Raw genomic sequence first — 25,688 nt, 5'->3', positions numbered from 1 at the left:
TGAGATCTGGTGATTCGAGATCGGTATGAAGCTCTTCGATTGCCCGCATTGCGGCCACCGCCTCTATTTCGAGAACGCCCAGTGCCTGAACTGCGCCAGCTCCGTGCTCTACGATCCCGGGCATGCGCGCTTCGTGCTGTCTGGCGCCGGCGGCGTTTTCCAGTGCACCAATGCCGACGAGTGCGCCTGCAACTGGATGGCGGAACCTGGCCATGCCTTCTGCGGCGCCTGCGCGCTGAACCAGCTGATCCCGGACCTTTCGGTCGATGGCAACCGCCGTCGCTGGATCCGCGTCGAAGCGGCAAAGAAGCGGGCCATCTATTCGCTGCTCGCCGCCGGACTGCCGGTCGCGCCCAAGCGGAACGCCGGCGACGAGGCCGGCCTCGCTTTCGATTTCCTTGCCGATCCGATCGGCGGTCCGGGTGGCGCGCGCATCCTGACCGGCCATGACAACGGCCTGATCACACTCAATGTCGCCGAGGCGGATTCGGCCGAGCGCGAAAGACGGCGCGTCGAGATGGGCGAGAACTATCGCACTTTGCTCGGCCATTTCCGCCATGAACTCGGCCACTATTACTGGGACCGCCTGATCCGCGACGACCCGCAACGGCTTGCCGCCTTCCGCACATTGTTCGGCGACGAGCGCGCCGATTACGAGCAGGCGCTGAAGGCCTACCATGCCAATGGCGCGCCGCCCGACTGGCAGCAGGACCACATTTCCGCCTATGCCACGTCCCATCCCTGGGAGGACTGGGCCGAGACATGGGCACACCATCTGCACATCACCGATACGCTGGAGATGGTGCATGCGCTGAATTTCCCGCTCGGCCGGCTGGAAACCATGGAGGCCAACGACCTGTCGCGGGGCGACACCGGCGGCGAGCTCCAGCCGGCGCCGTCGGAACCTGCCGCCGTTCCCGAACCGTTCGAAAAGGTCCTAGCCCGCTGGCTGGTGCTGTCGGAAGCGTCCAACTCGATCAACCGCTGCATGGGCCTGCCGGACCTCTATCCCTTCGTCATCTCGGAGCTGACGGCACAGAAGCTGGCCTTCGTCCATGAACTCCTGACCGGAGTCGTGAAAGAAACCGGAACAAAACGTGAGCCGGCCGAGGCGTTTTAGCCGGAACGCATGAGGTTTTGTTTCGTTTTCGTTCGCGAGGGACCATCAACACGGAGCGAAACCATGAAGCGCATACTGTTTCCTGCTGTCGCCGGAGCGCTTGCCGCCATGTCCGGCACAGCCTTGGCCGATACCGCCGTTTCGGCGGTCGCCGATCTCAACATTCGCGCCGGCCCAGGGCCGCAATACCCGGTGATCGGCGTGCTCGCCGCCGGCCAGTCGGCAACGCTCGATGGCTGCATCCAAAACAGCAAATGGTGCACCATAGCCGAGGCCAATGGCCAAGGCTGGATCTATTCCGACTATGTGACGGCCGATTTCGGCGGCAACGAGGTCGTCCTGACCCGGCGCCCGGCCGACGCAGACATTACCATCGTCGAAGCCCCCGCCGATGTCGACGATCCCGACATCTATACCGGAGCGATCGTCGCTGGCGAGCCGATCGAGCCGATCAGGCGGCCGCCGGCCGAAGTCCGCACCTACATCGAGACCAACCGGGTCGACCCGGTTTATCTCGAGGGCGAGGTGGTTACCGGCGCGACCTTGCCCGATACCGTCGAGTTGCGCGAGATTCCGGACTATGACTACCGCTATGTCTATGTGAACGGTCAGCCGGCACTGGTCGACCCCGGCACCCGACGCATCATGTACGTCGAGCGCTGACGGTGCCGAACAGGGCAATCGCCTCAGACAATTGACGGAATCCATGCTCGTTGGAGACCACCAATTGTTGAGATTGGCGCCGCCCCTCATCGTCCTGCCCGTCCTCCGCAGCAGCTGCGGAGGGTGGACCGGGCACTTCTCCCCGTATCGTGACGGGGAGAAGTGACCTTGCAATGCTGGCGGCTAGCGATTGCGCGGCACGACCCGATCGAATAGATCATGCGACCCGAAGCACCAGCCTGTGAGCCCGCGTGATAGACCCTGCCGCCTTCGAGCGCTATCGGCATACTCCCAACGCCAAGACGACCCTGCCGCGGCTCCTGCTCGGAACGGCGATCGTCGTCCTGTTCTGGGTCGCGACGACCGTCGCCGTGCTGTTCGGCGGCGCCTATTTCTTCGTCGTCTGGCAAGCATCGTCCGGCGCCCCGATGGAAGGAGGGGCGGTGCAGAATTTCATGGCCTCGTCCACCGGGATCCTCGCCGCGCTCGCCTCCTTTGCCGGAATCTGGCTCGGCCTGTGGGCTGCCATGCGCTGGGTCCATCGCGAGCCGCTGATGGCGCTGATCGGCACCAGCCGCCGCGTTTCGCGCTCGGGATTTTTTAGGGGATTGGCCGCGGTGCTGGTCACATCGCTGCTCTCCGAGATACTGCTCTATCTCTTGCAGCCCGACATTGCGCGCGGTGCGATCGGCCTGTCGTCCTGGCTGCTGTTCCTGATCCCGATCGCCGCGCTGACCCTGCTGCAGACCTCGTCCGAAGAGGTGCTGTTTCGCGGCTATCTCCTCAGGGGCCTGGCCAACCGCTTTCAAAACCCCTTCATCTGGGCGCTGCTGCCAGGACTTCTGTTCACTGCGATGCATTGGAACCCAGGCTCGACGACCGCCATCAACGCCTGCGTGCTGGCCTCGATCGCCGCTTTTGCGCTGCTCCTGACGCTTGTGGTATATGCCACGGGCAATCTCGGCGCGGCCTTCGGCGCCCACCTCGGCAACAATCTGACCGGCTTCCTGCTGATTTCGCACCAGCAAAGCTACAATTCCTTCGCCCTGCTCAACGCCAAGCCGCTCGAAGGCCCCGGCTGGACGACGCTTGATGCCGTCCTCATCGCGGCGATCGGCATCGTCTGCAGCCTGTTGACCGTTCTGCTGCTCCTGCACCCGCGCTCGCCGCTGAAGGTCGAGCCGGATTTTTCGCACCCCGGCGGCCCAAGCTGATGCGCATCACGCTGGTGGTGCTGCCATAAACCAAACCGGCCCGGTTCAGCGTATTCGGCCCGTACCTTGACTCCGCGGCCGATTTCCTGTCTACAGCCCGCGAATTCCGCGACGAGTATCCCTCCGAGCAAGCCGACCGGGACGCCGAAGCCTGTTTGAGGCGACGTGCTGTAAATCGATCCTGGAGGCCAACATCCGGCAGCGCTGTGCGCCCCCGGGTGCTTTTTGGCTTTTGGCTTTTGCCTGGACAGCTTGGGTTGGATACTGGGCGCGAACGCATTACCTCTCGGGCATCATCCGGGTGCCAGGGAAAAGGAAGAAGAATGTTTGAATCGCTACAGGAACGTCTTGGTTCGATCCTGAACGGCCTCACCGGCCGCGGCGCCCTGTCCGAGGCCGATGTCTCGGCGGCGCTGCGCGAGGTGCGCCGTGCGCTGCTTGAGGCCGACGTTGCGCTGGAAGTGGTGCGTTCCTTCACCGACAAGGTGCGCGAGAAGGCCGTCGGCGCCGCCGTGCTGAAGTCGATCAAGCCCGGGCAGATGGTCGTCAAGATCGTCCATGACGAGCTGGTCGGGATGCTGGGCGCCGAGGGCGTCGCCATCGACCTCAATGCACCGGCTCCAGTCGTCATCATGATGGTCGGCCTGCAGGGTTCCGGCAAGACCACGACATCGGCCAAGATCGCCAAGCGCCTCACCGAGCGTCAGAACAAGAAGGTCCTGATGGCCTCGCTCGACACGCGGCGTCCCGCCGCGCAGGAGCAGCTCCGTCAGCTCGGCGAGCAGGTCAAGGTCGCCACGCTGCCGATCGTCGAGGGCCAGACGCCGGTCGACATCGCCCGCCGCGCCGTGCAGGCGGCAAAGCTCGGCGGCCATGACGTCGTCATCCTCGACACCGCCGGCCGCACCCATATAGACGAGCCGCTGATGGTCGAGATGGCCGACATCAAGAAGGTCTCGTCGCCGCACGAAATCCTTTTGGTCGCCGATTCGCTGACGGGCCAAGATGCCGTCAATCTGGCAAAAAGCTTCGATGAGCGCGTCGGCATCACCGGCCTGGTGCTGACCCGTATGGATGGCGACGGCCGTGGTGGTGCGGCACTTTCCATGCGCGCCGTCACCGGCAAGCCGATCAAGCTGATCGGCACCGGCGAGAAAATGGACGGGCTGGAGGAATTCCATCCCAAGCGCATCGCCGACCGCATTCTCGGCATGGGCGACATCATCAGCCTCGTCGAAAAGGCTGCCGAAAACATCGACGCCGAGCAGGCGGCGGCGATGGCCAGGAAGATGCAGTCGGGCAAGTTCGACCTGAACGATCTTGCCGGCCAGCTTCAGCAGATGTCGAAGATGGGCGGCATGGGCGGCATCATGGGCATGATGCCGGGCATGGGCAAGATGAAGGACCAGATGGCTGCCGCCGGTCTCGACGACAAGATGTTCGGCCGCCAGCTCGCCATCATCTCGTCGATGACCAAGGCCGAGCGCGCCAACCCCGATATTCTGAAGCACTCGCGCAAGAAGCGCATCGCCGCAGGCTCCGGCACCGATGCGGCCGAGATCAACAAGCTCCTGAAGATGCACCGCGGCATGGCCGACATGATGAAAGCGATGGGCGGCAAGGGCAAAGGCGGTGGCCTGATGCGTGGCATGATGGGCGGTCTGGCCCAGAAGATGGGACTCGGCGGCATGATGCCAGGGGGCATGGGTGGCCCGGGCGGCATGATGGGCGGCGGCATGCCGGACCTGTCCAAGATGGGCCCCAAGCAGCTCGAAGCCTTGCAGAAGCAAGCACAGGCAGCCGGTCTCGGCGGCATGAAGGGTCTTCCCGGTGGCCTCCCAGGTGGCGGTGGTCTGCCTGGGCTGCCCGGCGGCATGAAGCTTCCTGGTTTGCCAGGATCCGGCGGCGGTCTGCCAATGCTCGGGAAGAACGCCCCTGGCAAGAAGAAGTGAGGGCGCGATGAACGAAGAGAAGGACATGGCCGACGCACGCGCGGCGCTGGTCGACTACCGCGCCTCGATCGACAACATCGACGCAGCGCTCATCCACATGCTGGCCGAGCGTTTCCGCTGCACCAAGGCGGTCGGCGAGCTGAAGGCATCGCATGGCCTGCCGCCGGCCGATCCGGCGCGCGAGCAGCAGCAGATCGCCCGCCTTCGCCAACTGGCGAAGGACGCCCATCTCGACCCGGATTTCGCGGAGAAATTCCTGAACTTCGTCGTCCGCGAAGTGATCCGCCATCACGAGCATATCGCCGCATCCAACGGCGTAACGAAAACCGGCTGAGGACCAGCCGTAAACCCGAAAATCAGCGTTTTAGGAGAAAAGAAATGCCCTTGAAAATCCGACTGGCCCGTGCGGGCTCGAAAAAGCGTCCCTATTACCACGTCGTCGTCGCCGACGCCCGTTCGCCGCGCGACGGCCGTTTCATCGAGTCGCTCGGCTCGTGGAACCCGCTGCTGCCCAAGGACGGCGAGCGGGTCAAGGTCGACGCCGACCGCGTCAAGCATTGGCTCTCGCACGGCGCCCAGCCGACCGACCGCGTGCTGCGCTTCCTCGACGAGGCCGGCATCGCCAAGCGCGAGGCCCGCTCCAATCCCAAGAAGGCCGAACCCGGCAAGAAGGCGCAGGAACGCGCCGCACTTCTGAAGAAGGCGCAGGACGATGCAGCCGCCGCGGTTGCCGCCGCGGCAGCCGCGCCGGCCGAGGCGGAAGCCGCGACCGCCGAATAATCCGCTTTTTATCGCTTACGGAACGGCGGGCGCTTTGCCCGCCGTTTCATTTCGTCGGAGCTATGACGCGGCCCGATCAATAGCCTGCCGGGCAGCGGGCGATGTAGACGCGTCCATAGCGATCGCGATAGCGGCACCGGCCGGGTTCGGTCGCACGACCGATCAGTGCGCCGGCGACGGCGCCGACAGCACCACCAACAACAGCTCCCTCCACCGGGTCATTTGCAACGGCAGCGCCGACAGCAGCGCCTCCCAAGCCACCGACCGCGGCGCCCTGTTCTGTCCGGGAACAGGCTGCGAGCGTGGTTGCCAATATGATCATGACCACCAATTTCTTCATCGTCGCTCCTCCCAAATGGGGTTTTCCGTCCTCGCCCCACATCGTCTAACTCGCAACCGGGCGATTTGATCCACGGACAAGGAAGAAGGGTGGCGGCGCCCTCTCTGGCGGCGCGACCGCCATCGAACGGCTTTGATGTCGCCGCTACCGGCTGAACGGGATCAGCGAGCGCACCCCGGGATTGCGCAGGAAAAGGCCGCCCCACAGAATGAGGCCGAGATAGACGCCGAACAATGTGTGCGAGAACAGCGGGCTGCCAAGACGCGCGTGGGTCGCGATGGCGCCGCCGAGATAGGCGGTGAGCAGGACGGCGCCGAGCACCGAGGTGCGCGGCACCGCATAGAGCGCGGTCGAGACCAGCCCGACGATGCCGAGCATGCGCGAGACATCGGGATCGGCCGGCCAGCCGAGTTGCACCATGGTCTGGGTGACGACATCGAGCGGCGGCAGCTTGATGACGCCGTCGAAGGTCATGAACAGCACGATGAGGGCGCTGAGCCCGCGGCCGGTCCACAGCGCGCTCGGCGTGACGGATGCTGTTTGAGACATGGTCATTGGTCCTCCGGTTGTTTCGAGCCCTCTTGGCGAGGGTCGAACCAAGGACGCGGCGTGAGGCGGCGATCCGACACGCTTATGATTTTTCCAGCGCACGGTGCTTCGGTGAGCGCGGGAACAAACCCTAGGAAAAATAGTATTTTTTGGCGGGGATCATTTTTGGCGGCGCTTCGCCGAGCGCCTCGAACACCGAGATTTCACAGACGCGGCACAGACCGTCGAGGGCGAGATCGTTGGCCTCGGTGCCGAACGGGTCCTCGAGTTCCTCCGAAAGCGCGTCGAGGCCGAAAAAGGTGTAGGCGATCAGCGCCGTGAACAGCGGCGTCGCCCAACCGGCAGTCGAGGCCAGCCCAAACGGCAGCAGCAGGCAAAAGATATAGGCGGTGCGCTGCAACAGCAGCGTGTAGGCAAACGGAAGCGGTGTTCCCATGATGCGCTCGCAGCCGGCCTGCGCTGCGGCGATTTGCGACAGGCGCTCGTCGAGAATGCGGTAGCCCATGACATCGATTGCGCCGGCCCTGTACAACGCGGCGGCTCGCTCGCCCATCCGCCGCAGCATGGCGTCCGGCGGGTTGGCCAGCTTGGCAGCACTTTCGGCCGCTTCATCGATGAACGCGCGTGCTTCGGTCGTGGCATCGACCCGCCGAAGCAGGCCGCGCAGGAAGTGACAGAAGGCGATCGCCTCCATCAGCAGCCCGTGCAGTTCGACCCGATCCTCGATCAACCCGGTGCTGGCGCGCGCCAGATTGCGAATGTCGAACACAAGCTGGCCCCACAGCTTGCGCGCCTCCCACCAGCGGTCATAGGCGGCATTGTTACGGAAGCCGAGATAGATCGACAGCGCCACACCGAGCAAGGCGAGCGGCGCGGGCCCGGCATTGCCGAGGTCAAGCTGCAGGGCCCCGACCGCCAGCACCACCAGTGCGCCATAAATGCCGAAGCCGAAGATCTGCGGCAGGATGCGCGGCACCACCGAGCCGCGCATGATGAAGAACAGATGCAAAAATCCCGGGCGCGGGCGAACGATCATCGAAACCCCTTTCACGGACCGGCAATGATCCTGGTCGGTTCCATTGTGCGACGCAGTACACGCACAAGCCCAGCCGCCAGCGACATGGCGATGTCGTCTTGCCGGTTTGAGGGCAGAGCAGGGCCAGGTGATGCCGGCCCGACGCGACCTAACTGAGGCGCCGGTGCCGCCCCTCATCCGCCTGCCGGCACCTTCTCTCCGTGAACGGGGAAAAGGGGGCTAACGGCCGAAGGCCGAGCCCGCGACTGCGGGCCGCCGGTCGTCCGGCGCCCCGCGGAGGGCCCGCCGCGGCAGCGGCGATACGGCCCGTGAGCGAAAACTACGCCGCCTTCTTCTTCGGTTGGATCAGCCCACGCTCGATCAGCAATTCGGCGATCTGCACCGCGTTGAGTGCGGCGCCCTTGCGCAGATTGTCGGAGACGATCCACATCGACAGGCCGTTGTCGACGGTCGAATCCTCGCGGATGCGCGAGATGAAGGTCGCGTCCTCGCCGGCCGAGTCCAGCGGCGTGATGTAGCCGCCGTCCTCGCGCTTGTCGAGAACCTGGCAGCCCGGCGCTTCGCGCAGGATCTCACGAGCTTCCTCGGCGGTGATCGGCTTTTCGAACTCGATGTTGACCGCTTCGGAATGGCCGATGAACACCGGCACGCGCACGCAGGTCGCCGTCAGCTTGATCTTGGGGTCGAGCATTTTCTTGGTCTCGGCGACCATCTTCCACTCTTCCTTGGTGAAGCCGTCGTCGAGGAAGACGTCGATGTGCGGGATGACGTTGAAGGCGATGCGCTTGGTGAACTTCTTGACGTCGACCTGGTCGGCGACGAACACCGCGCGGGTCTGCGTGAACAGTTCGTCCATGCCTTCCTTGCCGGCGCCGGACACCGATTGATAGGTGGCGACGACGACACGCTTGATGGTGGCGAGGTCATGCAGCGGCTTCAGCGCCACGACCAGTTGCGCCGTCGAGCAGTTCGGGTTGGCGATGATGTTCTTGCGCGTGAACAGCGAAATCGCGTCCGGGTTCACTTCCGGCACGATCAGCGGCACGTCCTGGTCATAGCGGAAGGCCGACGAATTATCGATGACGACGCAGCCCTGCTTGCCGATCTTCGGCGACCATTCCTTCGAAACGTTGCCGCCGGCCGACATGATGCAGATGTCGGTATCGGAAAAATCATATTGGTCGAGCGCCCTGACCTTCAGCGTGCGATCGCCGAACGACACTTCCGTGCCCTGGCTGCGCCGCGAGGCCAGCGCCACCACCTCGCTCACCGGAAAGCCGCGCTCTTCCAGTATGTTGAGCATTTCCCGACCCACATTGCCCGTGGCGCCGACGATTGCAACCTTGAAACTCATCGAAATCTCCTGTCCTCTCCGCTCGGTTTTTTGGAGAAAACCCGCCGGCCGATGCGGGTTTCAACCCCCGGGCCGGACCCGGGAGAGGGTGGTTAGGCCAAGGGAATCAGACCGTTTTAGGGGTCGTTTTACCGGTTTTTTTGGCCAAGAACGTGGTTTTGCTGGAACGAGCAGACGCGCCGAAACGCCCGGCCCAATGGTTCACATTGCGGCCCGGGACGTCGAAGGCAAGAAGCGCCATCAAAAGGCCGCGCATCGAAACTACCCCATTCGGTGCCGGCTTTTACGCGGTTTGCGTAAAGAGTCAATCGCGACGCAGCCAGACGGCTTGCCCTGTACAATGGCGGCGGCGCGAAGTACGAACGATTGGATCGTTTGGCTCGTGGCGCTCCTGGCGCTCGCCGACGGATGACCCATTGCCGGGCATAAAAGAATCCGAATTCCGAAAGAGTGAAATGTCCAATTTCGAAGCACTTGTCCCCGCGCTGGCAAAGGCGCTGGAAAAACGCGGCTATGTCGAGCTGACGCCGGTGCAGAAGGCGGTACTCGAGCTCGGACAGGCCGATGCGCTGGTTTCCGCCCAGACCGGCTCCGGCAAGACCGTCGCCTTCGGGCTGGCTCTGGCGCCGACCCTTCTCGACGGCGCCGAGCGCTTTTCCCAAGCCGCAGCACCGCTGGCGCTGGCCGTGGCACCGACGCGGGAGCTCGCTTTGCAGGTGACGCGCGAGCTCGAATGGCTCTACGAACTGACCGGCGCAGCGATAGCCTCCTGCGTCGGCGGCATGGACATGCGGACCGAGCGCCGCACGTTGGGGCGCGGCGCCCATATCGTCGTCGGCACGCCCGGCCGGCTGCGCGACCACATTACCCGCAATTCGCTCGACATGTCCGAGCTGAAGGCAGTTGTGCTCGACGAGGCCGACGAGATGCTCGATCTCGGCTTTCGCGAGGATCTGGAATTCATCCTCGACGCCGCTCCGGCCGAGCGCCGCACCTTGATGTTTTCGGCCACCGTGCCGCGCTCCATCGCGACGCTGGCCAAGGGCTACCAGCGCGATGCGGTGCGCATCTCGGCCGCCGGCGAGGAGAAGCAGCATCTCGACATCGAATACCGGGCGCTGAGCGTAGCCCAGGCCGACCGGGAAAATGCCATCATCAACGTGCTGCGCTATTACGAGGCGAAGAACGCTCTTGTGTTCTGCAACACGCGCGCCGCCGTCAATCACCTGACCGCGCGCTTCAACAACCGCAACTTTTCCGTCGTCGCGCTTTCGGGCGAGCTGAGCCAGAACGAGCGCAGCCACGCGCTGCAGGCGATGCGCGACGGCCGCGCAAAAGTCTGCATCGCCACCGACGTGGCGGCGCGCGGCATCGACCTGCCCAACCTCGAACTGGTGATCCACGCCGACCTGCCGACCAATCCGGAGACGCTTCTGCACCGAAGCGGGCGGACGGGACGGGCGGGACGCAAGGGTGTCAGCGCGCTGATCGTGCCCAACAATGCTCGCAGGCGCACTGAACGGCTGCTGCAAAGCGCTGGCCTTGCGGCGACCTGGGCAAGCCCGCCTTCGGCCGACGACGTCCTGCGCCGCGACGACGAGCGCATCCTCGCCGACCCGGTTTTCAGCGAGCCTGTGACGGATGATGAACGCGGCTTCATCAATGCGCTTCTTGAGCAGCATGGCCCCGATCAGGTGGCCGCCGCCTTCGTGCGTCTGTGCCGTTCCAGCCGTTCGGCGCCCGAGGATCTCCTAGACGTCGCTCCGTTCACGCCGTCGGGCGACAGGCCCTCTGGCGACAGATCTACCCGTCGCGACGAGGCGCCAAGCCGCCGCGACGATTTTGGCGACAGCGTCTGGTTCTCGCTGTCGGCGGGACGCAGGCAGAATGCCGAGCCGCGCTGGCTGATCCCGATGCTGTGCCGGACCGGCGGCATCTCCAAGCGCGAGATCGGCGCCATCAAGATGCAGCCGGAGGAAACTTTCGTGCAGATCGCGGCGGATTGGGCCGATCGGTTCCTCCAGGCGATCGGCCCGGACCGCAAGCTGCAGAACAACATCGCGGTGAAGCGGCTGGACGGCACGCCCGACCTGTCGCGGGCCGGCTACCAGGAGCCACGGCCGGACAAGAAGCCGCACCGCGGCAAGCGGACGTTCGACCAGAACGCGCCCAAATTCGAGAAGCGCGCACCGTCAGCCGATCAGCGCCCCGCCGCATTCGAGGCAAAACCCTGGGCCGGGAAGACAAGCAAGCCGAAATTCGACAAGGCCGGACCCGCCAAGAGCAAGAAAGCGAAGAAGCGGCCGGCTTAGCGATTTGCTGGCATCGTTGGCTTGTCATGGCCTGCAAGGGCTGGTCCTCGCCAAGGCAATCGATTCAGGTCTGCGCCGCCCCTCATCCGCCTACCGGCACCTTCTTCCCGTAAACGGGGAGAAGCCCGCTGGCCGCAGCCTCGGCGTTCTTTCCGCGACGCCCGCGATTGGCGAAACCGGCGATGACAGCGTCCTTCTCCCCGTCACTATACGGGGAGTGCCCGGCAGGGCGATGAGGGGCGGCGCAGACTTCGACGATTGGTCGTCTCCAACACGAGTCGCGCGCTATCTTTTGTCTGGAGCGATGCTCCCGCGCACGCACCCCTTGCGGTCTGCCGCAACTTTGAACAGTCTGGCCAGCGGGACGAGGGGCAGGACATGCGCGGCGAAGTGCTTCACTATGACGAGGATCAGGGTTTTGGTTTCATCTCCGGGGCCGACGGCAACCGCTACACGTTCGCGCGCGAGGATCTGCGCCGAGAGGCGACGATACGCAGGGGCACGGCCATCGAGTTCCAGCCGGCTGGCGGACGGGCACGCGAGGTTTTTTCGATCCGTGTCCAGGCTGCCAGTCCGACGGACGCAACCGTGGCCCCGTCTCAGGCCGGCAATGCGCCCGTGGCGCCGCAACATTTCGGCCGTTTCGCTGAAAATGCTCCCGCCACCGACCTTTGGAGCTACTTCCGGCGGGGCCTGACTGAAAATTACTTCAATTTCGCCGGCCGTGCCCGCCGCAAGGAATATTGGGGCTATTGCCTGTTCTGGGCGATCGCGCTGATCGTGGTCGTCGGCGTCGGCCTCTTCATCGACGACGCGATGGGCGATCTTGACGAATTGCCGGCAGCGACGGTCGGTCTTTGCGGCGCGTTTGTGCTGGCGACAATCCCGCCTTGGATCGGACTGAACGTGCGTCGCCTGCACGACATCGGCCTGACCGGCTGGCTTTTTCTGGCGGTGCTCATCCCGACCATCGGCTGGCTGATCATCCTGGTCTTCGCGCTGATCCCGACGCAGACCCGTGAAAATCAGTGGGGCCCGGTGCCGGCGGGGGTCAGGGCCTAGCTGGTCGACACAGCGATTTTGAGGGACTGGAAGCCGGGCGGACGTCGATCGCCAGCAGGCTTAGCCCAGGAATCTGGCGATGATCGCGTCGCCCATCTCAGCGGTGCCGACCTCGGTCATGCCAGGGGAAAGAATATCCCTAGTGCGCAAGCCCTGGTCGAGCACGGCGGCGATGGCGCTTTCCAGGCGATCGGCCTCAGCCACCATGCCGAAGGAATAGCGCATGGACATGGCGAAGGAGGCGATCATGGCGATCGGGTTGGCGATGCCCTTGCCCGCGATGTCGGGCGCCGAACCGTGCACCGGTTCGTAGAGCGCCTTGCGCTTTTTCGTCTTGGCATCCGGCGCGCCGAGCGACGCCGAAGGCAGCATGCCGATCGAGCCGGTCAGCATGGCGGCGATGTCGGACAGCATGTCGCCGAACAGATTGTCGGTGACGATGACGTCGAATTGTTTCGGCCAGCGCACCAGCTGCATGCCGCCGGCATCGGCCAGCATGTGGTCGAGCTTGACGTCGCCATATCTGGCCTTGTGCGTCTGCGTGACGACCTCGTTCCACAGCACGCCCGACTTCATCACATTGCGCTTTTCCATCGAGGTGACGTGGTTCTTGCGCGTGCGTGCCAGCTCGAAGGCGACGCCCGAGATGCGCTCGATCTCGAAGGTGTCGTAGACCTGGGTGTCGATGCCGCGCTTCTGGCCGTTGCCGAGGTCGATGATCTGCTTGGGCTCGCCGAAATAGACGCCGCCAGTGAGCTCGCGCACGATCAGAATGTCGAGCCCCTCGACCACCTCCTGCTTGAGCGAGGAGGATGCCGCCAGCGCCGGATAGCAGATGGCCGGCCTGAGATTGGCGAACAGCTCCATGTCCTTGCGCAGCCGCAGCAGTCCGGCTTCCGGGCGCACCTCATACGGCACCGCATCCCATTTCGGCCCGCCGACGGCGCCGAACAGCACCGCGTCGGCGGCCATCGCCTTGGCCATGTCGGCATCGGAAATCGCCGCGCCATGCGCGTCATAGGCGCAGCCGCCGACCAGCCCCTCATCGGTGACAAAACCGCTGTCGAGCTTGTCGTTCATGGCGGCGATCAGCTTCTTCACTTCGGCCATCGCCTCGGGGCCGATGCCATCGCCGGCGAGCAGGAGAAGATTTTTCGAAGCCATCCGGAACCGTCCTAATTGTGGCGCATGAAATCGGAATCGATTTCGCAAAGCATCATGCGCAGAAACAAAATTCTACAGCGTCCCTTTTCGCGGCCAAAGGACGCGCGGCGCTGTCGTGAGCCGCGGCCTTGCTAAACGCCCAGTGGGCTATGTGCAAGCCTTTGCATCCTTGTCGATGAACGCGCCTCGACAAGGTCGCGCAAGCTCCTGCACCGCCGTCGAACTCAGCGCTTGAGTGCCGTCACTTCGATCTCGATCTTCATTTCCGGCTTGTTGAGCTGACAGACGATCATCGTCGCCGCCGGCCTGATGTCGCCAAAAGCCTCGCCGAGGATCGGAAAGACGATGTCGACGAAGGCCGCGTCGGAGATGTAGTAATGCGCCCGCACCACATCGGCCATCTCAAAACCGCCGTCCTGCAACGCCTTGGCAATCGTCGCCAGGCAATTGCACGTCTGCGCCTCGACCGTCTCCGGCATCGACATGGTCGCATAGTCGTAGCCCGTTGTTCCGGAAACGAAACACCAGTCGTCCTGTACCACGGCACGCGAATAACCGGCGGCCTTCTCGAAGGGCGAGCCGGTGGAGATCAGTTTTCGCATGGTTCCCTCGCATATTCTTCAGGCGATATTGAGCTGAAGACGTGCCTTCCGGCTATGGGCCAGGCGGGGTGGATCGACAGCGCAAACCGTTATAGGCAGGCATGTCGGCCCTGCGTTCGATCGCAGCGAGGTCGAGCGAGCGGCTCGAACTCCTCAAGGCCCCACCAGAAAGGCAGCGGAACAGGCATCGGCCAACGCAGTGGTCTCCGTCCCGAAAGCCGAGCGGCAGCGAACGTCGATTGTTTCAGCGGCGATTTCATGGCAGGGCGCAAGGACATTCGAGATTGGCCGAAAAATCCTCCACTTCGTCATCCTAGGGCGAAGCAAGGAGCGAAGCGACGCGGCGCAGACCCTTGGATCCATGCCGTCACCTCGCGGCAGTGCTCCTGCGGACCAGAACCGAACGCTACCACCCCGTTCCGCGCTCGACCCTTCTGGATTGGTCTTCTCGATCAGTTCGATCTTCCATTGGCGCAGCGGTGGACGCAAGCGCCGTTCTGAGCCGCTGCATTCTTGGGCTGATGTCACGGAATGGATCCCAGGGTCTGCGCTGCGTCGCTTCGCTCCTTGCTTCGCCCTGGGATGACGAGGGCGTAGTAGCTCACGGCTTGTCGCAGACGCTGGTGATTGGCAGCTGGGGCAGGCGGCCGCCAACGACCGTCCATCGTCTCTTTCGGGCTCGGTCTAAGAGCCAAAGCCCTCCGTGCAGAGAAACTGGCTAGCTTTTTCGGCCCCGCGCCGCCAGCGTCCGCAACCTCAGCGCGTTGAGGCGGATGAAGCCTTCGGCGTCCTTCTGGTCGTAGGCGCCGCGGTCGTCCTCGAAGGTGACCAGCGCGTCGGAATAGAGCGTCTTGTTCGACTTGCGGCCGGTGACGATGACGTTGCCCTTGTAGAGTTTCAGCCGCACCGTGCCTTCGACGTCTTCCTGGCTCTTGTCGATCATCGCCTGCAGCATCAGCCGCTCGGGCGCGAACCAGAAGCCGTTGTAGATCAGCTCGGCGTAGCGCGGCATGAACTCGTCCTTGAGGTGGGCGGCGCCGCGGTCGAGCGTGATCGATTCGATCGCCCGGTGGGCTGATATCAGGATGGTGCCGCCGGGGGTCTCGTAGACGCCGCGTGATTTCATGCCGACGAAACGGTTCTCGACAAGGTCGAGCCGGCCGATGCCGTTGTCGCGGCCGAGATCGTTGAGCGCCGCCAGCATCGTCGCCGGCGATAGTTTCTTGCCGTCGAGCGCGATCGGATCGCCCTTCAGGAATTCGATTTCGATCTCGGTGACCTTGTCCGGCGCGTCCATCGGCGAGATGGTGCGCTGGTGGACGAATTCCGGCGGCTCGCTCCACGGGTCCTCCAGCACTTTGCCTTCGGAGGACGAATGCAGAAGATTGGCGTCGACGGAAAACGGCGCGTCGCCCTTCTTGTCCTTCGGCACCGGGATCTGGTGCTGCTCGGCGAAGTTGATCAGGTCGGTGCGCGACTTGAACGACCAGTCGCGCCATGGCGCGATGACCTTGATGTCGGGATTGAGCGCATAGGCCGAAAGCTCGAAACGGACCTGATCGTTGCCCTTGCCGGTTGCGCCATGCGCAATCGCATCGGCGCCGGTTTCTTTTGCGATCTCGACCAGGTGCTTGGAGATCAGCGGCCGGGCGATCGAGGTGCCGAGCAAATAGGTGCCTTCATAGACGGCGTTGGCGCGGAACATCGGGAAGACGAAGTCGGAGACGAACTCCTCGCGCACGTCGACGATGCGAATGTCCTTGATGCCCATCATCTCGGCCTTGCGCTGCGCCGGCTCCAGTTCGCCGCCCTGGCCGAGATCGGCGGTGAAGGTGACCACCTCGGCGCCAAGCTCGGTCTGCAGCCATTTCAGGATGATGGAGGTGTCAAGGCCGCCGGAATAGGCGAGCACGACCTTCTTGACGGCTTTTGCTTTCGACATTTGGCTGTTCCGCGACAGGGTTCTTTGCGGGCGAGGTATCACGGCCTTTCCGGGCTGCGCAAGAGACGAACGGTCCCTCGGTCGCTGCTGGCATACTGGATCAGGCCAGTCGCTGGTGCGGAGAAGACGCTTGCGGTATAGGCTGCGCTTTCTTTATCCAGGGGCCCGCAGATGTCCTTCATTCCCGACACCACCACGCTGATCCAGTTCGCCATCGCCACCGTGATCCTGGCGATCACGCCGGGCCCCGACATGACGCTGTTCGTGTCGCGCACGCTGAGCCATGGCCGCGCCACCGGCTTTGCCTCGATGGCCGGCGCGCTGTTCGGCACGCTGATCCACACCACGCTGGTGGTGGTAGGAATCTCGGCGTTGATCGTCGCCTCGCCGATGTCTTTCCTGGCCCTGAAGATCTTCGGCGCTGCCTATCTCGTCTTCCTGGCGTGGCAAGCGATCACCAAGGGATCGGCGTTTTCGCCCGAGAAGAAGAGCGGGCCGGAGATTTCGCTGTTTCGCGCCTGGGCGGCAGGGCTCGGCGTCAATCTGCTCAACCCGAAGATCATCCTGTTCTTCATGACCTTCCTGCCGCAGTTCGTCTCGGCCCATGATCCCAACGCGCCCGAAAAACTGTTCTTCCTCGGCGCGATGTTCGTCGTTTTGTCGATCCCGGTAACAGCGCCGATGGTCTTTGCGGCAGAAAAATTCTCGGCCGCGATGAAAGCAAGCCCGCGGGTGACGCGCGCCGTCGACTATCTGTTCGCCGGGGTGTTTTCGGCCTTCGCGCTCAAGATCCTGACCGCCCAGGCGAAGTAGACCTTCCGGCTTGGCGCCAGCTTCCGGCCGAGCGCCCGGCGCTCAGCCAGTAGAAAATGCCGCCGACCATGCCGCTGCCGATCACGGCAGCGACGACGCGCGGGTCGGTGATCTCGAAGTTGGCGTCGGCGGTCTGGTGGGCGAAGCCGAGGAAGACCGCCGCGACCACCGCGCCCGCCAGCGCATAGAACAGCCAGTCGCGCCGTCCGAGGATTTCCGAGACGAGAATCGCCACCGCTGCCGGCATAAAGGCGAAATAGGCGACGAACAGCGCAACGAAGGGGATTGAAAAATACAGCGAGGCCGTCGCCGCCGGCTGCACATGCTCCGGCGTATAGCCCAGCGACGCCAGGAACATGACGTTGAGGAAAGCGCTGGCCGCTAGCGCGGCAACGCCATAACCGATCAGGATGATGGCGAAGCGGATGAAGTAGGCGACAAGGCGGGTCACGCCTCGCCGTGCCCCGCGATCATCATTGCTTCCAGCGCGAGCCGATCGACCTTGCGCATGCGCTCGGATTCCGACTTGAGCTGGCCGCAGGCGGCGAGGATATCGCGGCCGCGCGGCGTGCGGATCGGCGAGGCATAGCCGGCATTGTTGATGTAGTCGGCGAATTTCTCGATGGTCTCCCAGTCCGAGCACTGGTAGTTGGTGCCCGGCCACGGATTGAACGGGATCAGATTGATCTTGGCCGGAATGCCTTTGAGCAGCTTGATCAGTCCCTTGGCGTCCTCGATCGAATCGTTGACGTCCTTCAGCATCACATATTCGAAGGTGATGCGGCGGGCGTTCGACAGGCCGGGATAGGCGCGGCAGGCGGCGATCAGCTCTTTCAAGGGATATTTTTTGTTGATCGGCACCAAAAGGTCGCGCAGATCGTCATTGGTGGCGTGCAGCGAGATCGCCAGCATGACACCGATCTCGTCGCCGGTGCGGAAGATCTCCGGCACGACGCCGGAAGTCGACAGCGTGATGCGTCTCTTCGACAGGGAAAGCCCGTCGCCGTCGGACGCGATCAGCAGCGCCTTCTTCACCGCCTCGAAATTGTAGAGCGGCTCGCCCATGCCCATCATGACGATGTTGGACACTTTCCGGCCCTCGGCCGGAACGACCGCGCCATCGGGCGTGTCGCGGTCGGGGAAATCGCCGAGCCGGTCGCGGGCGGTCAGAAGCTGGGCGAGGATTTCCTCCGCGGTCAGGTTGCGCACCAGCTTCTGCGTGCCGGTGTGGCAAAAGGAGCAGGTCAGCGTGCAACCGACCTGTGAGGAGATGCAGAGCGTGCCGCGGCCTTCTTCGGGAATGTAGACGGTCTCGATCTCGACCGGCCGGCCGGCGCCGCGCGGCGGAAAGCGAAACAGCCATTTGCGCGTGCCGTCGGAGGAAATCTGCTCCTCGACGATCTCGGGCCTGGCGACGGTAAAATGCTTGTCGAGCTCGGCGCGCAGATCCTTGGAGATGTTGAACATACCGGCAAAGTCGGAGACGCCGCGCACATACATCCAGTGCCAGAGCTGCTGGGCGCGCATCCTGGCCTGGCGCTCCGGCACGATGCCTGATGCAACGAGCGCAGCGCCAAGCTCGGCGCGGGTCAGGCCGATCAGCGACGGTTTTTCCGCCGGCGCGGCGCGGGGGCGCAACGCGTCACGGGCGCCTTCAGTGGTAAGGTCGAATGAGAGGGTCATTGTTGCGCCAATATAAGCGATTCACGGCCGATTACAGCATCGTGCCCGAAATGAAGCGCGGCGCATAGCACAGCTTGACGGCGGAGTCATGCAGGGGCGATCTTTACCTTCTTCCCACAAGGGGGGGAAGGGAGAGCCGTGCCAGGCCCGGACCCGGCCGCTCACTCAAACCCGGCTTTGGCTATTTGCACTTGGCGATGGACGACAGCGCCGCCGAAATGCCTTTCAGCGAAAAGACATAGGTGGTGGTGTTGCCGCGGCCGGACTTCGCCTGCACCTTCATGTCGCTGCCGGTTTTCATCGCGGCGATCAGCACCGGCTCCTCGGCGGCGTTTTCGACCCAGGCCGACTTGCCGCGGGTGAACATCGAAAAGCTCTTGCCGTCGATGGTGACGGTGGCCTTGGAGTTTTCCTGGAAATTGTAGCCGGCGATGAATTGCGGCTCGTAAGACACTTGCTGTCCCGGCCGCTGGCTGACGAAGAAGAACATGTCGCCATGGTCAAGCGTCGGCGGCTGCTTGTCGGTCGGCACGGTCAACACATAGCAAACCTTGCCGCCCGACGCCTGGTAGCTGTAGGTGCCCCAGGCATTGTGCTGGCCGATTTTGGTTGCCGACTGCGCCAGAGCCGGCGCTGTCATGGCCACCAGTGCCAGGCTCGAAATTGTAGCAATCAATCCGCGCATCGCTTTTCCCATATATGGTGCGGAGGCAGGCCGGCTCGGCGTCCTGCCCGTCGCTTCATTTTGATTTAATCTGGGTTACCAAACGGTGAAGTTCCCTCAGGAAAAGGACATCCACCCCAGGAAACCGCCGCCATCCTTGCGCCCGTCGCTCGAAAGCGGCAGTTGCAACGTCCCTTTCGCGACTTGGATGCCACGAAAGCGGCAAGAGTTTGACTTTTCTGCCTTATCGCCGGCTCAGCCGTTGTCGGCAATCGCCTGTTTGGCGGCGAGCCGATGCGCTGATGTGATGTGGGCTTTGACGGTGGTGATCGCGGCGGTCAGCACGGCGATGTCGTCGGTAAAGCCCAGTCCGAGGACGAAGTCGGGGATGACGTCAGCCGGCAGCACGAAATAGCCCAGCGCCGCCACCAGGATGCCCTTGGCGCGCAGCGGCGTGTTCTTGTCCATGGCGCAGTAGTAGGCGGCGACCAGTTCCTCCATGAACGGGATCTGCCGGGCAGCCCGCTTGGCCGTGCGCCAGAATTTCTCGCGCACTTCGCTCTCGTCGCCCGGCTTGCCGCCAAAGCCGAAGAAATCAAAACCTGATTTTTGCGCCATCAGTCTCTCCTAACGAGGCTGCGCATGGCGTTCCACGCGCGCCTGCCAGCGGAAAATGTGGTGAAAGCCCCAGTCCACTACAAGAGCCCGGCCGTTCCGCGGCCTGAAAAATCAGGCTACGGCGTCGACAGATCTCCAACGACCTGACCGAAATAGCGGCTCATCGTCCTGGCCAGTTCTAAGTCGAGCGCGGTCAGGCCGCCGGCATCATGGGTGTTCAGCGTCACGTTCACGGTGTTGTAGACGTTCGACCAGTCGGGGTGATGGTCGATCGTCTCCGCCGCCAAGGCGACGCGGGTCATGAAGGCGAAGGCTTCGGAAAAATCGCTGAAGGTGAAGCTGCGCGTGATCGAGCCGCCATCCTCGGCCAGCGACCAGCCGTCGAGCCCGGCCAGCGCCTCGGCGACCGCCTCCCTGCCCAGTTTCTCTCTCGCCATGGTCGCTTCCCGTGCTATCTGGATTTGCAGTCTTCAGCATAGTGCCGGATCGATGAGCCCCAAGCCGATAAAATCCATTCTCTTTGTCTGTCTCGGCAATATCTGCCGCTCGCCACTGGCGGAGGGCGTGTTGCGCGCCGTCCTGGCAGAGCGCGGCCTCGATCGGGATATCCTGCTCGATTCGGCCGGGACCAGCGACTGGGAAGCCGGTTCGGCACCCGACCCGCGCTCGATCTCGATCGCCAAGCGGCACGGCGTCGATATTTCCGGACAGACGGCGCGCAAGCTGGCGCCGGACGATTTTTCGCGTTTCGACCTCATTCTCGCCATGGACCGATCGAATCTCCGGGATCTTAAAGCGCTGGTGCCTGCCGCCATGCGCGACCGTGTCCATCTGTTCCTCGAGTTCGCCGAGGGAAAGGTGGGCGACGTGCCGGACCCCTATCATCAGGGGCCGGAGGCGTTTGCCTCGGTCTACCGCATGATCCGCGAAGCGTCGGAGGCGCTGGCGACGCGGCTCGATGCACGGGCATCGGCGCCCGACAGCGGCCAGGCCTCCTCGACGATGTAGGGTCCGCCGCCGACCGAATCGCGCGACGACATCAGGACGAAGCGGCCGACACGGAAGGGCAGCGTCGAAAAATTGCCGCGCGCCGAAAGATACTGGGCGACGTCGAGCGGGCTCGAATTGCGCAACCTGGCCAGCGTCACATGCGGCATGAATTTGCGCGGGTCGGCGGGGATGCCGAGGCGCTGGCAGATGCGCTCGATCTCGGCTTGCAGCGCCGCAAGATCGGGCGAGAAGGAGACGCCGGCCCACACCGCGTGCGGTTTTTTCTGGCCGAAGGCGCCGACGCCGGACAGTGTCAGCGCGAAGGATGGGCGGTGGACACGGTCGAGCGCGTTGGCGATCTCGTCGGCGACATGGCCCTCGACATCGCCAATGAAGCGCAGCGTCATATGGTAGTTCTCGACGTCGATCCAACGGGCCCCGGGCAGGCCGCCCCGGAGCAGGGACAGCGAAAGGGCGGCATCACGCGGTATTTCGAGGGCGGTGAAAAGACGCGGCATGGCAAGCCTCCTGTCCTCGAATCGAACTCTGCCCCTAGCGAATCATCGAAAATCGAGCGGGGCAAGCGGTTTGTTGGTTGCACCTGGCCTAAAATCAAATCGTGCGGGAATGCGGAGCTTCATCGAAATCCGGTCCCTTCAAGAGTTGCCCTTAACCACGGCAATGGCTTTCTCGACATCCGGCAGTACGCGCTCGACCATGCGGTCGATGCCCTTGGCATTCGGGTGCAGGCCGTCCTCAAGTTGCATAGCTGGTTCGCCGGCGACGCCGTCGAGAAAGAATGGATAGAGCGGGACGCCGTGTTTTTCCGCCAGTTTCGGGAAGATCGCGTCAAAGCCGTTCTGGTAGTCGGCGCCGAGATTGGGGGCGGCGCGCATGCCGGCCAGCAGCACGGCGATGTTGCGCTGCTTCAGCTTCGCCAGCATGGCGTCGAGATTTTTTTGGGTGATATCGGGAGAAACGCCGCGCAGCATGTCGTTGGCACCGAGTTCGAGAATGACAAGCTGCGTGCCGTCCGGCACCGACCAGTCGAGCCGCGACAGGCCGCCACTCGACGTATCGCCGGATACGCCGGCATTGGCGACGGTCACATCGTGGCCCTTGGCGCGGAGTGCTGCCTCAAGTTTCCGGGTGAAGCCTTCGTCCGGTCCGAGGCCAAAGCCTGCCATCAGGCTATCGCCGAAACCGACGATCGTGAACGGCTCGGCGCGCGCCGATGAAACGGCGCCGCAAATTTCGAGGAAAAGGAAGAAGGCTGCGGCAAGTCGGTGTTTGAAAGCCATGCGGCCGGGCCCCATATGACCGAGAACATTATACTGGCGGTAGGCGGAATTCTGCCCTCCCTTTCCCATATAGGACGATTTTATTTTGACAGAAGCCGTCATCGCGCTGAAAAATGTATCGCTGACGCTCGGCGAAGGAGCGTCTTCCGTCCATGTGCTGAAAGGGATCAGCCTTGACGTGTCAAGTGGCGAGGCGACCGGCATCGTCGGGCCGTCGGGCTCGGGAAAGTCGACGCTGCTGATGGTTTTGGCCGGTTTGGAAAGGGTCGATTCGGGTACGGTACGGATTGCCGGCGAATTGCTGAACGGCAAGAGCGAAGACCAGATCGCATCGTTTCGTGGGCGAAACATTGGCATTGTCTTCCAGTCCTTCCACCTCATTCCCAACATGACAGCGCACGAAAATGTCGCAGTGCCGCTGGAACTAGCCGGCCATGCCGATCCGTTCGGGGTGGCGGCGCGGGAGCTCGAGGCGGTGGGCCTGAGTGACCGCGTCACTCACTATCCCGGCGAATTGTCCGGCGGCGAACAGCAGCGTGTGGCGATCGCCCGGGCGCTGGCGCCTTCGCCGCGCATCCTGATCGCTGACGAGCCGACCGGCAATCTGGACCAGGCGACGGGACGGCAGGTCGCCGATCTCCTGTTCGCCAAAGCGGCCGAGCGCGGCATGACGCTGGTGCTGGTCACCCACGATCCGGCGCTCGCCGCACGCTGCTCCCGGCAGGTGTCGATGCGGTCGGGCCGAATCGAGGATGCGCCATTGCTTAAAGTGACGGCGTAGCGCAATGGCTGATAAGACCCCCTCATCCGGCCCTTCGGGCCACCTTCTCCCCGGCGGGGCGGTGGCGACCTCTTCTCCCCTCGGGGAGAAGGTGGCCGCGAAGCGGCCGGATGAGGGGGTCCCTTGGGCGCGCACCTTTTCACTCGCCTTCCGCTTCTCGCTGCGCGAGATGCGCGGCGGGCTGTCCGGCTTCCTGATCTTCCTTGCCTGCATTGCGCTTGGCGTCGCGGCGATCGGCGGCGTCAATTCGGTGGCCCGGGCGATTACCGCCGGTGTCGCTAACGAAGGCCAGTCGCTGCTCGGCGGCGACCTTCGTTTCCAGCTCAATCAGCGCGCCGCGACGCAGGCCGAGCAGGTCTTTCTTGACGGGCTGGGCACGGTCTCGCACAGCGCCAACATGCGCTCGATGGCGCGGGTCGAGGACGGCTCCGACCAGGCGCTGGTCGAGGCCAAGGCGGTCGACGGCGCCTATCCGCTCTATGGCGCGCTGCAGACCGAGCCGGCGCTGTCGAAGCAGGAATTGTTCGGCGAACAATCCGGTGTTTTCGGCGCCGCCGCACCCGACCTTTTGTTCGAGCGGCTGAACCTTCGGATCGGCGACCGGCTGAAGCTGGGCAGCGCCACCTTCGAACTGCGCGCCCGGCTCGTCAACGAGCCGGACGCGGTATCCGACGGCTTCGGCTTTGCGCCGCGGCTGATGATCTCGACGGACGGGCTTGCCGCTTCCGGTTTGATCCAGCCCGGCAGCCTGGTCGAGAACGCCTACAAGGTGCGCCTGCCCGGCGGCACCGGCGAAACGCGCATAAAAGCCATTCAGGATCAGGCGGCGGAGGAGTTTCCCGAGTCCGGCTGGTCGATCCGCACGCGCAGCAATGCAGCACCGGCGTTGTCCGCCAATATCGAACGGTTTTCGCAGTTCCTGACGCTGGTCGGGCTGACGGCGCTGGTGGTCGGCGGCGTCGGCGTAGCCAATGCGGTGCGCGCCTATCTCGACGGCAAGCGCGGCGTCATTGCCACCTTCAAGAGCCTGGGAGCTTCGGGCGGTTTCGTCTTTGCCGTCTACCTGGTGCAGATCCTGATGATCGCCGTGCTTGGCATCACGCTCGGCGTCGTGCTTGGCGCGCTGATGCCGTTCGCGGCGAGCGCGGCGCTGCAGTCGATCATTCCGGTGCCGGCGGAAGGCGGATTCTATCCCGGCGCGCTCGGCATGGCGGCGCTGTTCGGGCTGCTGGTGACGCTGGCTTTCGCCTTGCTGCCGCTCGGCCGGGCGCGCGACGTGCCGGCGACGGCGCTGTTTCGTGAAATGGGTTTTGAGGGCCGCGGTTTTCCGCGCCCGCTCTACACGGCGGCGGCGCTCGGCATCGCGCTGCTGTTGGCGGCGCTGGCCATTCTGTTTTCCGGCGACCGCTACATCGCCTCGATCTTCGTCGGCGCCACCATTTTTGCTTTTTTGGTGCTGCGCCTTGTCGGCGCGCTGGTGCAGTGGGCCGCCAAAAGGAGCCCGCGCGTTGGCTCGACGGTGCTCAGGCTCGCCATCGGCAACATCCATCGGCCGGGCGCCTTGACGCCGTCGGTGGTGCTGTCGCTGGGACTGGGGCTGACGCTTCTGGTGACGCTGGCGCTGATCGACGGCAATCTCAGGCGGCAGATTTCCGGCAGCCTGCCGGAGCGGGCGCCGAACTTCTTCTTCGTCGACATCCAGAGCAGCGATGTCGATGCGTTCTCGGCGCTGGTCGGCAGGGAGGCGCCGCAAGGCACGCTGGTCAAGGTGCCGATGCTGCGCGGCCGGGTGATGGCGCTGAACGGCGTCGACGTCGACAAGGTCAAGGTCCCGGCGGAAGGGGCCTGGGTGCTGCGCGGCGATCGCGGGCTGACCTACGAGGCCAGAATTCCTGCGAATGCGACGCTGACCGAAGGGACATGGTGGCCCGACAATTATGCCGGCGAGCCGTTGGTGTCGTTTTCGGCCGAGGAAGGCAAAGAGATCGGGCTGAAACTCGGCGATACCGTCACCGTCAACGTGCTTGGCCGCAACGTGACAGCGAAGATTGCCAATTTCCGCCAGGTCGAGTGGGAGACGATGGGCATCAATTTCGTCATGGTGTTTTCGCCCAGCACATTTGCCGGCGCGCCGCACAGCTGGCTGGCGACGCTCACCGAAAAGGGCGCGTCGCCGGCCGACGATGCCCGTCTTCTCAACGCTGTCACCCGTGCCTTTCCCGCGGTGACGACAGTCAGGGTCAAGGACGCGCTCGACATCGTCAACCGGCTGGTGGCGCAACTCGGCACCGCGATCAGGGCCGCGGCCGGGGTGGCGCTGATCGCCTCGGTGCTGGTGCTGGCCGGCGCGTTGGCGGCCGGCAACCGCGCCCGCATCCACGATGCGGTGGTGCTGAAGACGCTGGGCGCCACCAGGAAGACGCTGATCGCGGCCTTTTCGCTGGAATACATGCTGATCGGCCTCGCCACCGCGATCTTCGCGCTGGCGGCAGGCGGCATTGCGGCGTGGTTCGTTGTCGCGCGCGTCATGACGCTGCCGTCACATTTCATGCCCGATGTGGCGGTGGCAACCATTGTCTTTGCCTTGCTGGTCACGGTCGGCATCGGCCTCGCCGGCACCTGGCGGGTGCTGGGCCACAAGGCGGCGCCGGTGCTGCGCAATCTCTGATCTGCAAGGGTCGGCAAGCTCAACGCGACCGGGATTTGGTTAAATCTTGTTAATGTTGGGCTTCGGACGGCCGATAAATC

Annotated in this window: 27 protein-coding genes; 12 read left to right on the top strand and 15 right to left on the bottom strand. The window is 64.0% G+C overall.

The window, feature by feature from the left end; genetic code table 11:
- Window positions 1–25: 25 nt before the first annotated feature.
- The 6 genes from AC0L2M_RS26930 to rpsP all read left to right on the top strand — a co-directional run bounded on the left by AC0L2M_RS26930 (window position 26) and on the right by rpsP (window position 5,729).
- Window positions 26–1,120 (top strand): zinc-binding metallopeptidase family protein, encoded by a 1,095-nt coding sequence (locus tag AC0L2M_RS26930; RefSeq protein WP_128245790.1) that lies wholly within the window; start codon window positions 26–28, stop codon window positions 1,118–1,120.
- Window positions 1,121–1,183: 63 nt separating this feature from the next.
- On the top strand, window positions 1,184–1,783 hold the full coding sequence (locus AC0L2M_RS26925) for a DUF1236 domain-containing protein (protein WP_128245791.1): 600 nt from the start codon (window positions 1,184–1,186) through the stop codon (window positions 1,781–1,783).
- 251 nt (window positions 1,784–2,034) lie between these two features.
- Entirely contained in the window at window positions 2,035–2,997 is a 963-nt protein-coding gene (locus AC0L2M_RS26920; protein WP_128245792.1) for a CPBP family intramembrane glutamic endopeptidase, read from the top strand.
- A 323-nt stretch (window positions 2,998–3,320) separates the two neighbouring features.
- Window positions 3,321–4,949, top strand: coding sequence for a signal recognition particle protein (gene ffh / locus AC0L2M_RS26915; protein WP_473536343.1), 1,629 nt, complete (start codon window positions 3,321–3,323; stop codon window positions 4,947–4,949).
- A gap of 7 nt (window positions 4,950–4,956) precedes the next feature.
- Window positions 4,957–5,283 (top strand): chorismate mutase, encoded by a 327-nt coding sequence (locus tag AC0L2M_RS26910; protein ID WP_095495656.1) that lies wholly within the window; start codon window positions 4,957–4,959, stop codon window positions 5,281–5,283.
- Window positions 5,284–5,327: 44 nt separating this feature from the next.
- The gene (gene rpsP / locus AC0L2M_RS26905; RefSeq protein WP_027153676.1) at window positions 5,328–5,729 is read left to right on the top strand and encodes a 30S ribosomal protein S16; all 402 of its coding nucleotides are present in this window, start codon (window positions 5,328–5,330) and stop codon (window positions 5,727–5,729) included.
- Between the two features lie 76 nt (window positions 5,730–5,805).
- Here the strand turns inward: rpsP and AC0L2M_RS26900 are convergent, their stop codons facing one another.
- The 5 genes from AC0L2M_RS26900 to AC0L2M_RS26880 form a co-directional block, all read right to left on the bottom strand.
- Window positions 5,806–6,069, bottom strand: coding sequence for a YMGG-like glycine zipper-containing protein (locus AC0L2M_RS26900; protein ID WP_287173062.1), 264 nt, complete (start codon window positions 6,067–6,069; stop codon window positions 5,806–5,808).
- 144 nt (window positions 6,070–6,213) lie between these two features.
- A complete protein-coding gene (locus AC0L2M_RS26895) occupies window positions 6,214–6,624 on the bottom strand; it encodes a DoxX family protein (protein WP_091592141.1) in 411 nt (136 codons plus the stop codon).
- 124 nt (window positions 6,625–6,748) lie between these two features.
- Entirely contained in the window at window positions 6,749–7,654 is a 906-nt protein-coding gene (locus tag AC0L2M_RS26890; RefSeq protein WP_473536342.1) for a bestrophin family protein, read from the bottom strand.
- Window positions 7,655–7,973: 319 nt separating this feature from the next.
- Window positions 7,974–9,008: an aspartate-semialdehyde dehydrogenase gene (locus AC0L2M_RS26885; protein ID WP_091592145.1), complete on the bottom strand. Its 1,035-nt coding sequence runs from the start codon at window positions 9,006–9,008 to the stop codon at window positions 7,974–7,976.
- A 106-nt stretch (window positions 9,009–9,114) separates the two neighbouring features.
- Window positions 9,115–9,264 carry a hypothetical protein gene (locus tag AC0L2M_RS26880; RefSeq protein WP_198032945.1) on the bottom strand — a complete coding sequence of 50 codons (150 nt, stop codon included), beginning with the start codon at window positions 9,262–9,264 and terminating at the stop codon, window positions 9,115–9,117.
- 199 nt (window positions 9,265–9,463) lie between these two features.
- On the opposite strand from AC0L2M_RS26880, the gene AC0L2M_RS26875 reads away from it, so the two are divergent.
- Both AC0L2M_RS26875 and AC0L2M_RS26870 read left to right on the top strand, forming a co-directional pair.
- Window positions 9,464–11,320, top strand: coding sequence for a DEAD/DEAH box helicase (locus AC0L2M_RS26875; protein ID WP_473536341.1), 1,857 nt, complete (start codon window positions 9,464–9,466; stop codon window positions 11,318–11,320).
- Window positions 11,321–11,698: 378 nt separating this feature from the next.
- Complete coding sequence (locus AC0L2M_RS26870) at window positions 11,699–12,382, top strand: DUF805 domain-containing protein (RefSeq protein ID WP_473536340.1); 684 nt, start codon at window positions 11,699–11,701, stop codon at window positions 12,380–12,382.
- Window positions 12,383–12,442: 60 nt separating this feature from the next.
- Here the strand turns inward: AC0L2M_RS26870 and leuB are convergent, their stop codons facing one another.
- The 3 genes from leuB to AC0L2M_RS26855 form a co-directional block, all read right to left on the bottom strand.
- On the bottom strand, window positions 12,443–13,546 hold the full coding sequence (gene leuB / locus AC0L2M_RS26865) for a 3-isopropylmalate dehydrogenase (protein WP_128170067.1): 1,104 nt from the start codon (window positions 13,544–13,546) through the stop codon (window positions 12,443–12,445).
- A 224-nt stretch (window positions 13,547–13,770) separates the two neighbouring features.
- Complete coding sequence (locus AC0L2M_RS26860) at window positions 13,771–14,148, bottom strand: RidA family protein (RefSeq protein WP_473536339.1); 378 nt, start codon at window positions 14,146–14,148, stop codon at window positions 13,771–13,773.
- 718 nt (window positions 14,149–14,866) lie between these two features.
- The gene (locus tag AC0L2M_RS26855; protein WP_023803324.1) at window positions 14,867–16,090 is read right to left on the bottom strand and encodes an argininosuccinate synthase; all 1,224 of its coding nucleotides are present in this window, start codon (window positions 16,088–16,090) and stop codon (window positions 14,867–14,869) included.
- A 171-nt stretch (window positions 16,091–16,261) separates the two neighbouring features.
- On the opposite strand from AC0L2M_RS26855, the gene AC0L2M_RS26850 reads away from it, so the two are divergent.
- Window positions 16,262–16,903: a LysE family translocator gene (locus tag AC0L2M_RS26850; RefSeq protein ID WP_023803325.1), complete on the top strand. Its 642-nt coding sequence runs from the start codon at window positions 16,262–16,264 to the stop codon at window positions 16,901–16,903.
- Here the strand turns inward: AC0L2M_RS26850 and AC0L2M_RS26845 are convergent.
- The 5 genes from AC0L2M_RS26845 to AC0L2M_RS26825 all read right to left on the bottom strand — a co-directional run bounded on the left by AC0L2M_RS26845 (window position 16,875) and on the right by AC0L2M_RS26825 (window position 20,305).
- The gene (locus AC0L2M_RS26845) at window positions 16,875–17,354 is read right to left on the bottom strand and encodes a hypothetical protein (protein WP_023803326.1); all 480 of its coding nucleotides are present in this window, start codon (window positions 17,352–17,354) and stop codon (window positions 16,875–16,877) included. The genes AC0L2M_RS26850 and AC0L2M_RS26845 overlap by 29 nt on opposite strands.
- Complete coding sequence (rlmN, locus tag AC0L2M_RS26840; RefSeq protein WP_023803327.1) at window positions 17,351–18,586, bottom strand: dual-specificity RNA methyltransferase RlmN; 1,236 nt, start codon at window positions 18,584–18,586, stop codon at window positions 17,351–17,353. Before rlmN ends, AC0L2M_RS26845 begins: the two co-directional genes overlap by 4 nt.
- Before the next feature lie 181 nt (window positions 18,587–18,767).
- On the bottom strand, window positions 18,768–19,271 hold the full coding sequence (locus AC0L2M_RS26835) for an invasion associated locus B family protein (protein ID WP_023803328.1): 504 nt from the start codon (window positions 19,269–19,271) through the stop codon (window positions 18,768–18,770).
- A gap of 234 nt (window positions 19,272–19,505) precedes the next feature.
- Entirely contained in the window at window positions 19,506–19,868 is a 363-nt protein-coding gene (locus AC0L2M_RS26830) for a YkvA family protein (RefSeq protein WP_023803329.1), read from the bottom strand.
- Window positions 19,869–19,984: 116 nt separating this feature from the next.
- Window positions 19,985–20,305, bottom strand: a complete 321-nt coding sequence (locus AC0L2M_RS26825; protein ID WP_023803330.1) for a 4a-hydroxytetrahydrobiopterin dehydratase — start codon at window positions 20,303–20,305, stop codon at window positions 19,985–19,987.
- A 52-nt stretch (window positions 20,306–20,357) separates the two neighbouring features.
- On the opposite strand from AC0L2M_RS26825, the gene AC0L2M_RS26820 reads away from it, so the two are divergent.
- On the top strand, window positions 20,358–20,876 hold the full coding sequence (locus AC0L2M_RS26820) for a low molecular weight protein-tyrosine-phosphatase (RefSeq protein ID WP_023803331.1): 519 nt from the start codon (window positions 20,358–20,360) through the stop codon (window positions 20,874–20,876).
- Here AC0L2M_RS26820 and thpR read toward each other — a convergent pair.
- Window positions 20,780–21,376, bottom strand: a complete 597-nt coding sequence (gene thpR / locus AC0L2M_RS26815) for an RNA 2',3'-cyclic phosphodiesterase (protein ID WP_023803332.1) — start codon at window positions 21,374–21,376, stop codon at window positions 20,780–20,782. The genes AC0L2M_RS26820 and thpR overlap by 97 nt on opposite strands.
- Before the next feature lie 138 nt (window positions 21,377–21,514).
- On the bottom strand, window positions 21,515–22,159 hold the full coding sequence (locus AC0L2M_RS26810; RefSeq protein WP_031256803.1) for an arylesterase: 645 nt from the start codon (window positions 22,157–22,159) through the stop codon (window positions 21,515–21,517).
- Between the two features lie 85 nt (window positions 22,160–22,244).
- On the opposite strand from AC0L2M_RS26810, the gene AC0L2M_RS26805 reads away from it, so the two are divergent.
- Together AC0L2M_RS26805 and AC0L2M_RS26800 are read left to right on the top strand one after the other, a co-directional pair.
- Window positions 22,245–22,940 (top strand): ABC transporter ATP-binding protein, encoded by a 696-nt coding sequence (locus AC0L2M_RS26805; protein WP_473536338.1) that lies wholly within the window; start codon window positions 22,245–22,247, stop codon window positions 22,938–22,940.
- 169 nt (window positions 22,941–23,109) lie between these two features.
- A complete protein-coding gene (locus AC0L2M_RS26800) occupies window positions 23,110–25,608 on the top strand; it encodes an ABC transporter permease (protein WP_473536374.1) in 2,499 nt (832 codons plus the stop codon).
- Window positions 25,609–25,688 lie beyond the last annotated feature (80 nt).

Source organism: Mesorhizobium sp. WSM4806 (assembly GCF_055811635.1).
This window is presented reverse-complemented; position numbering and strand designations above follow the sequence as displayed.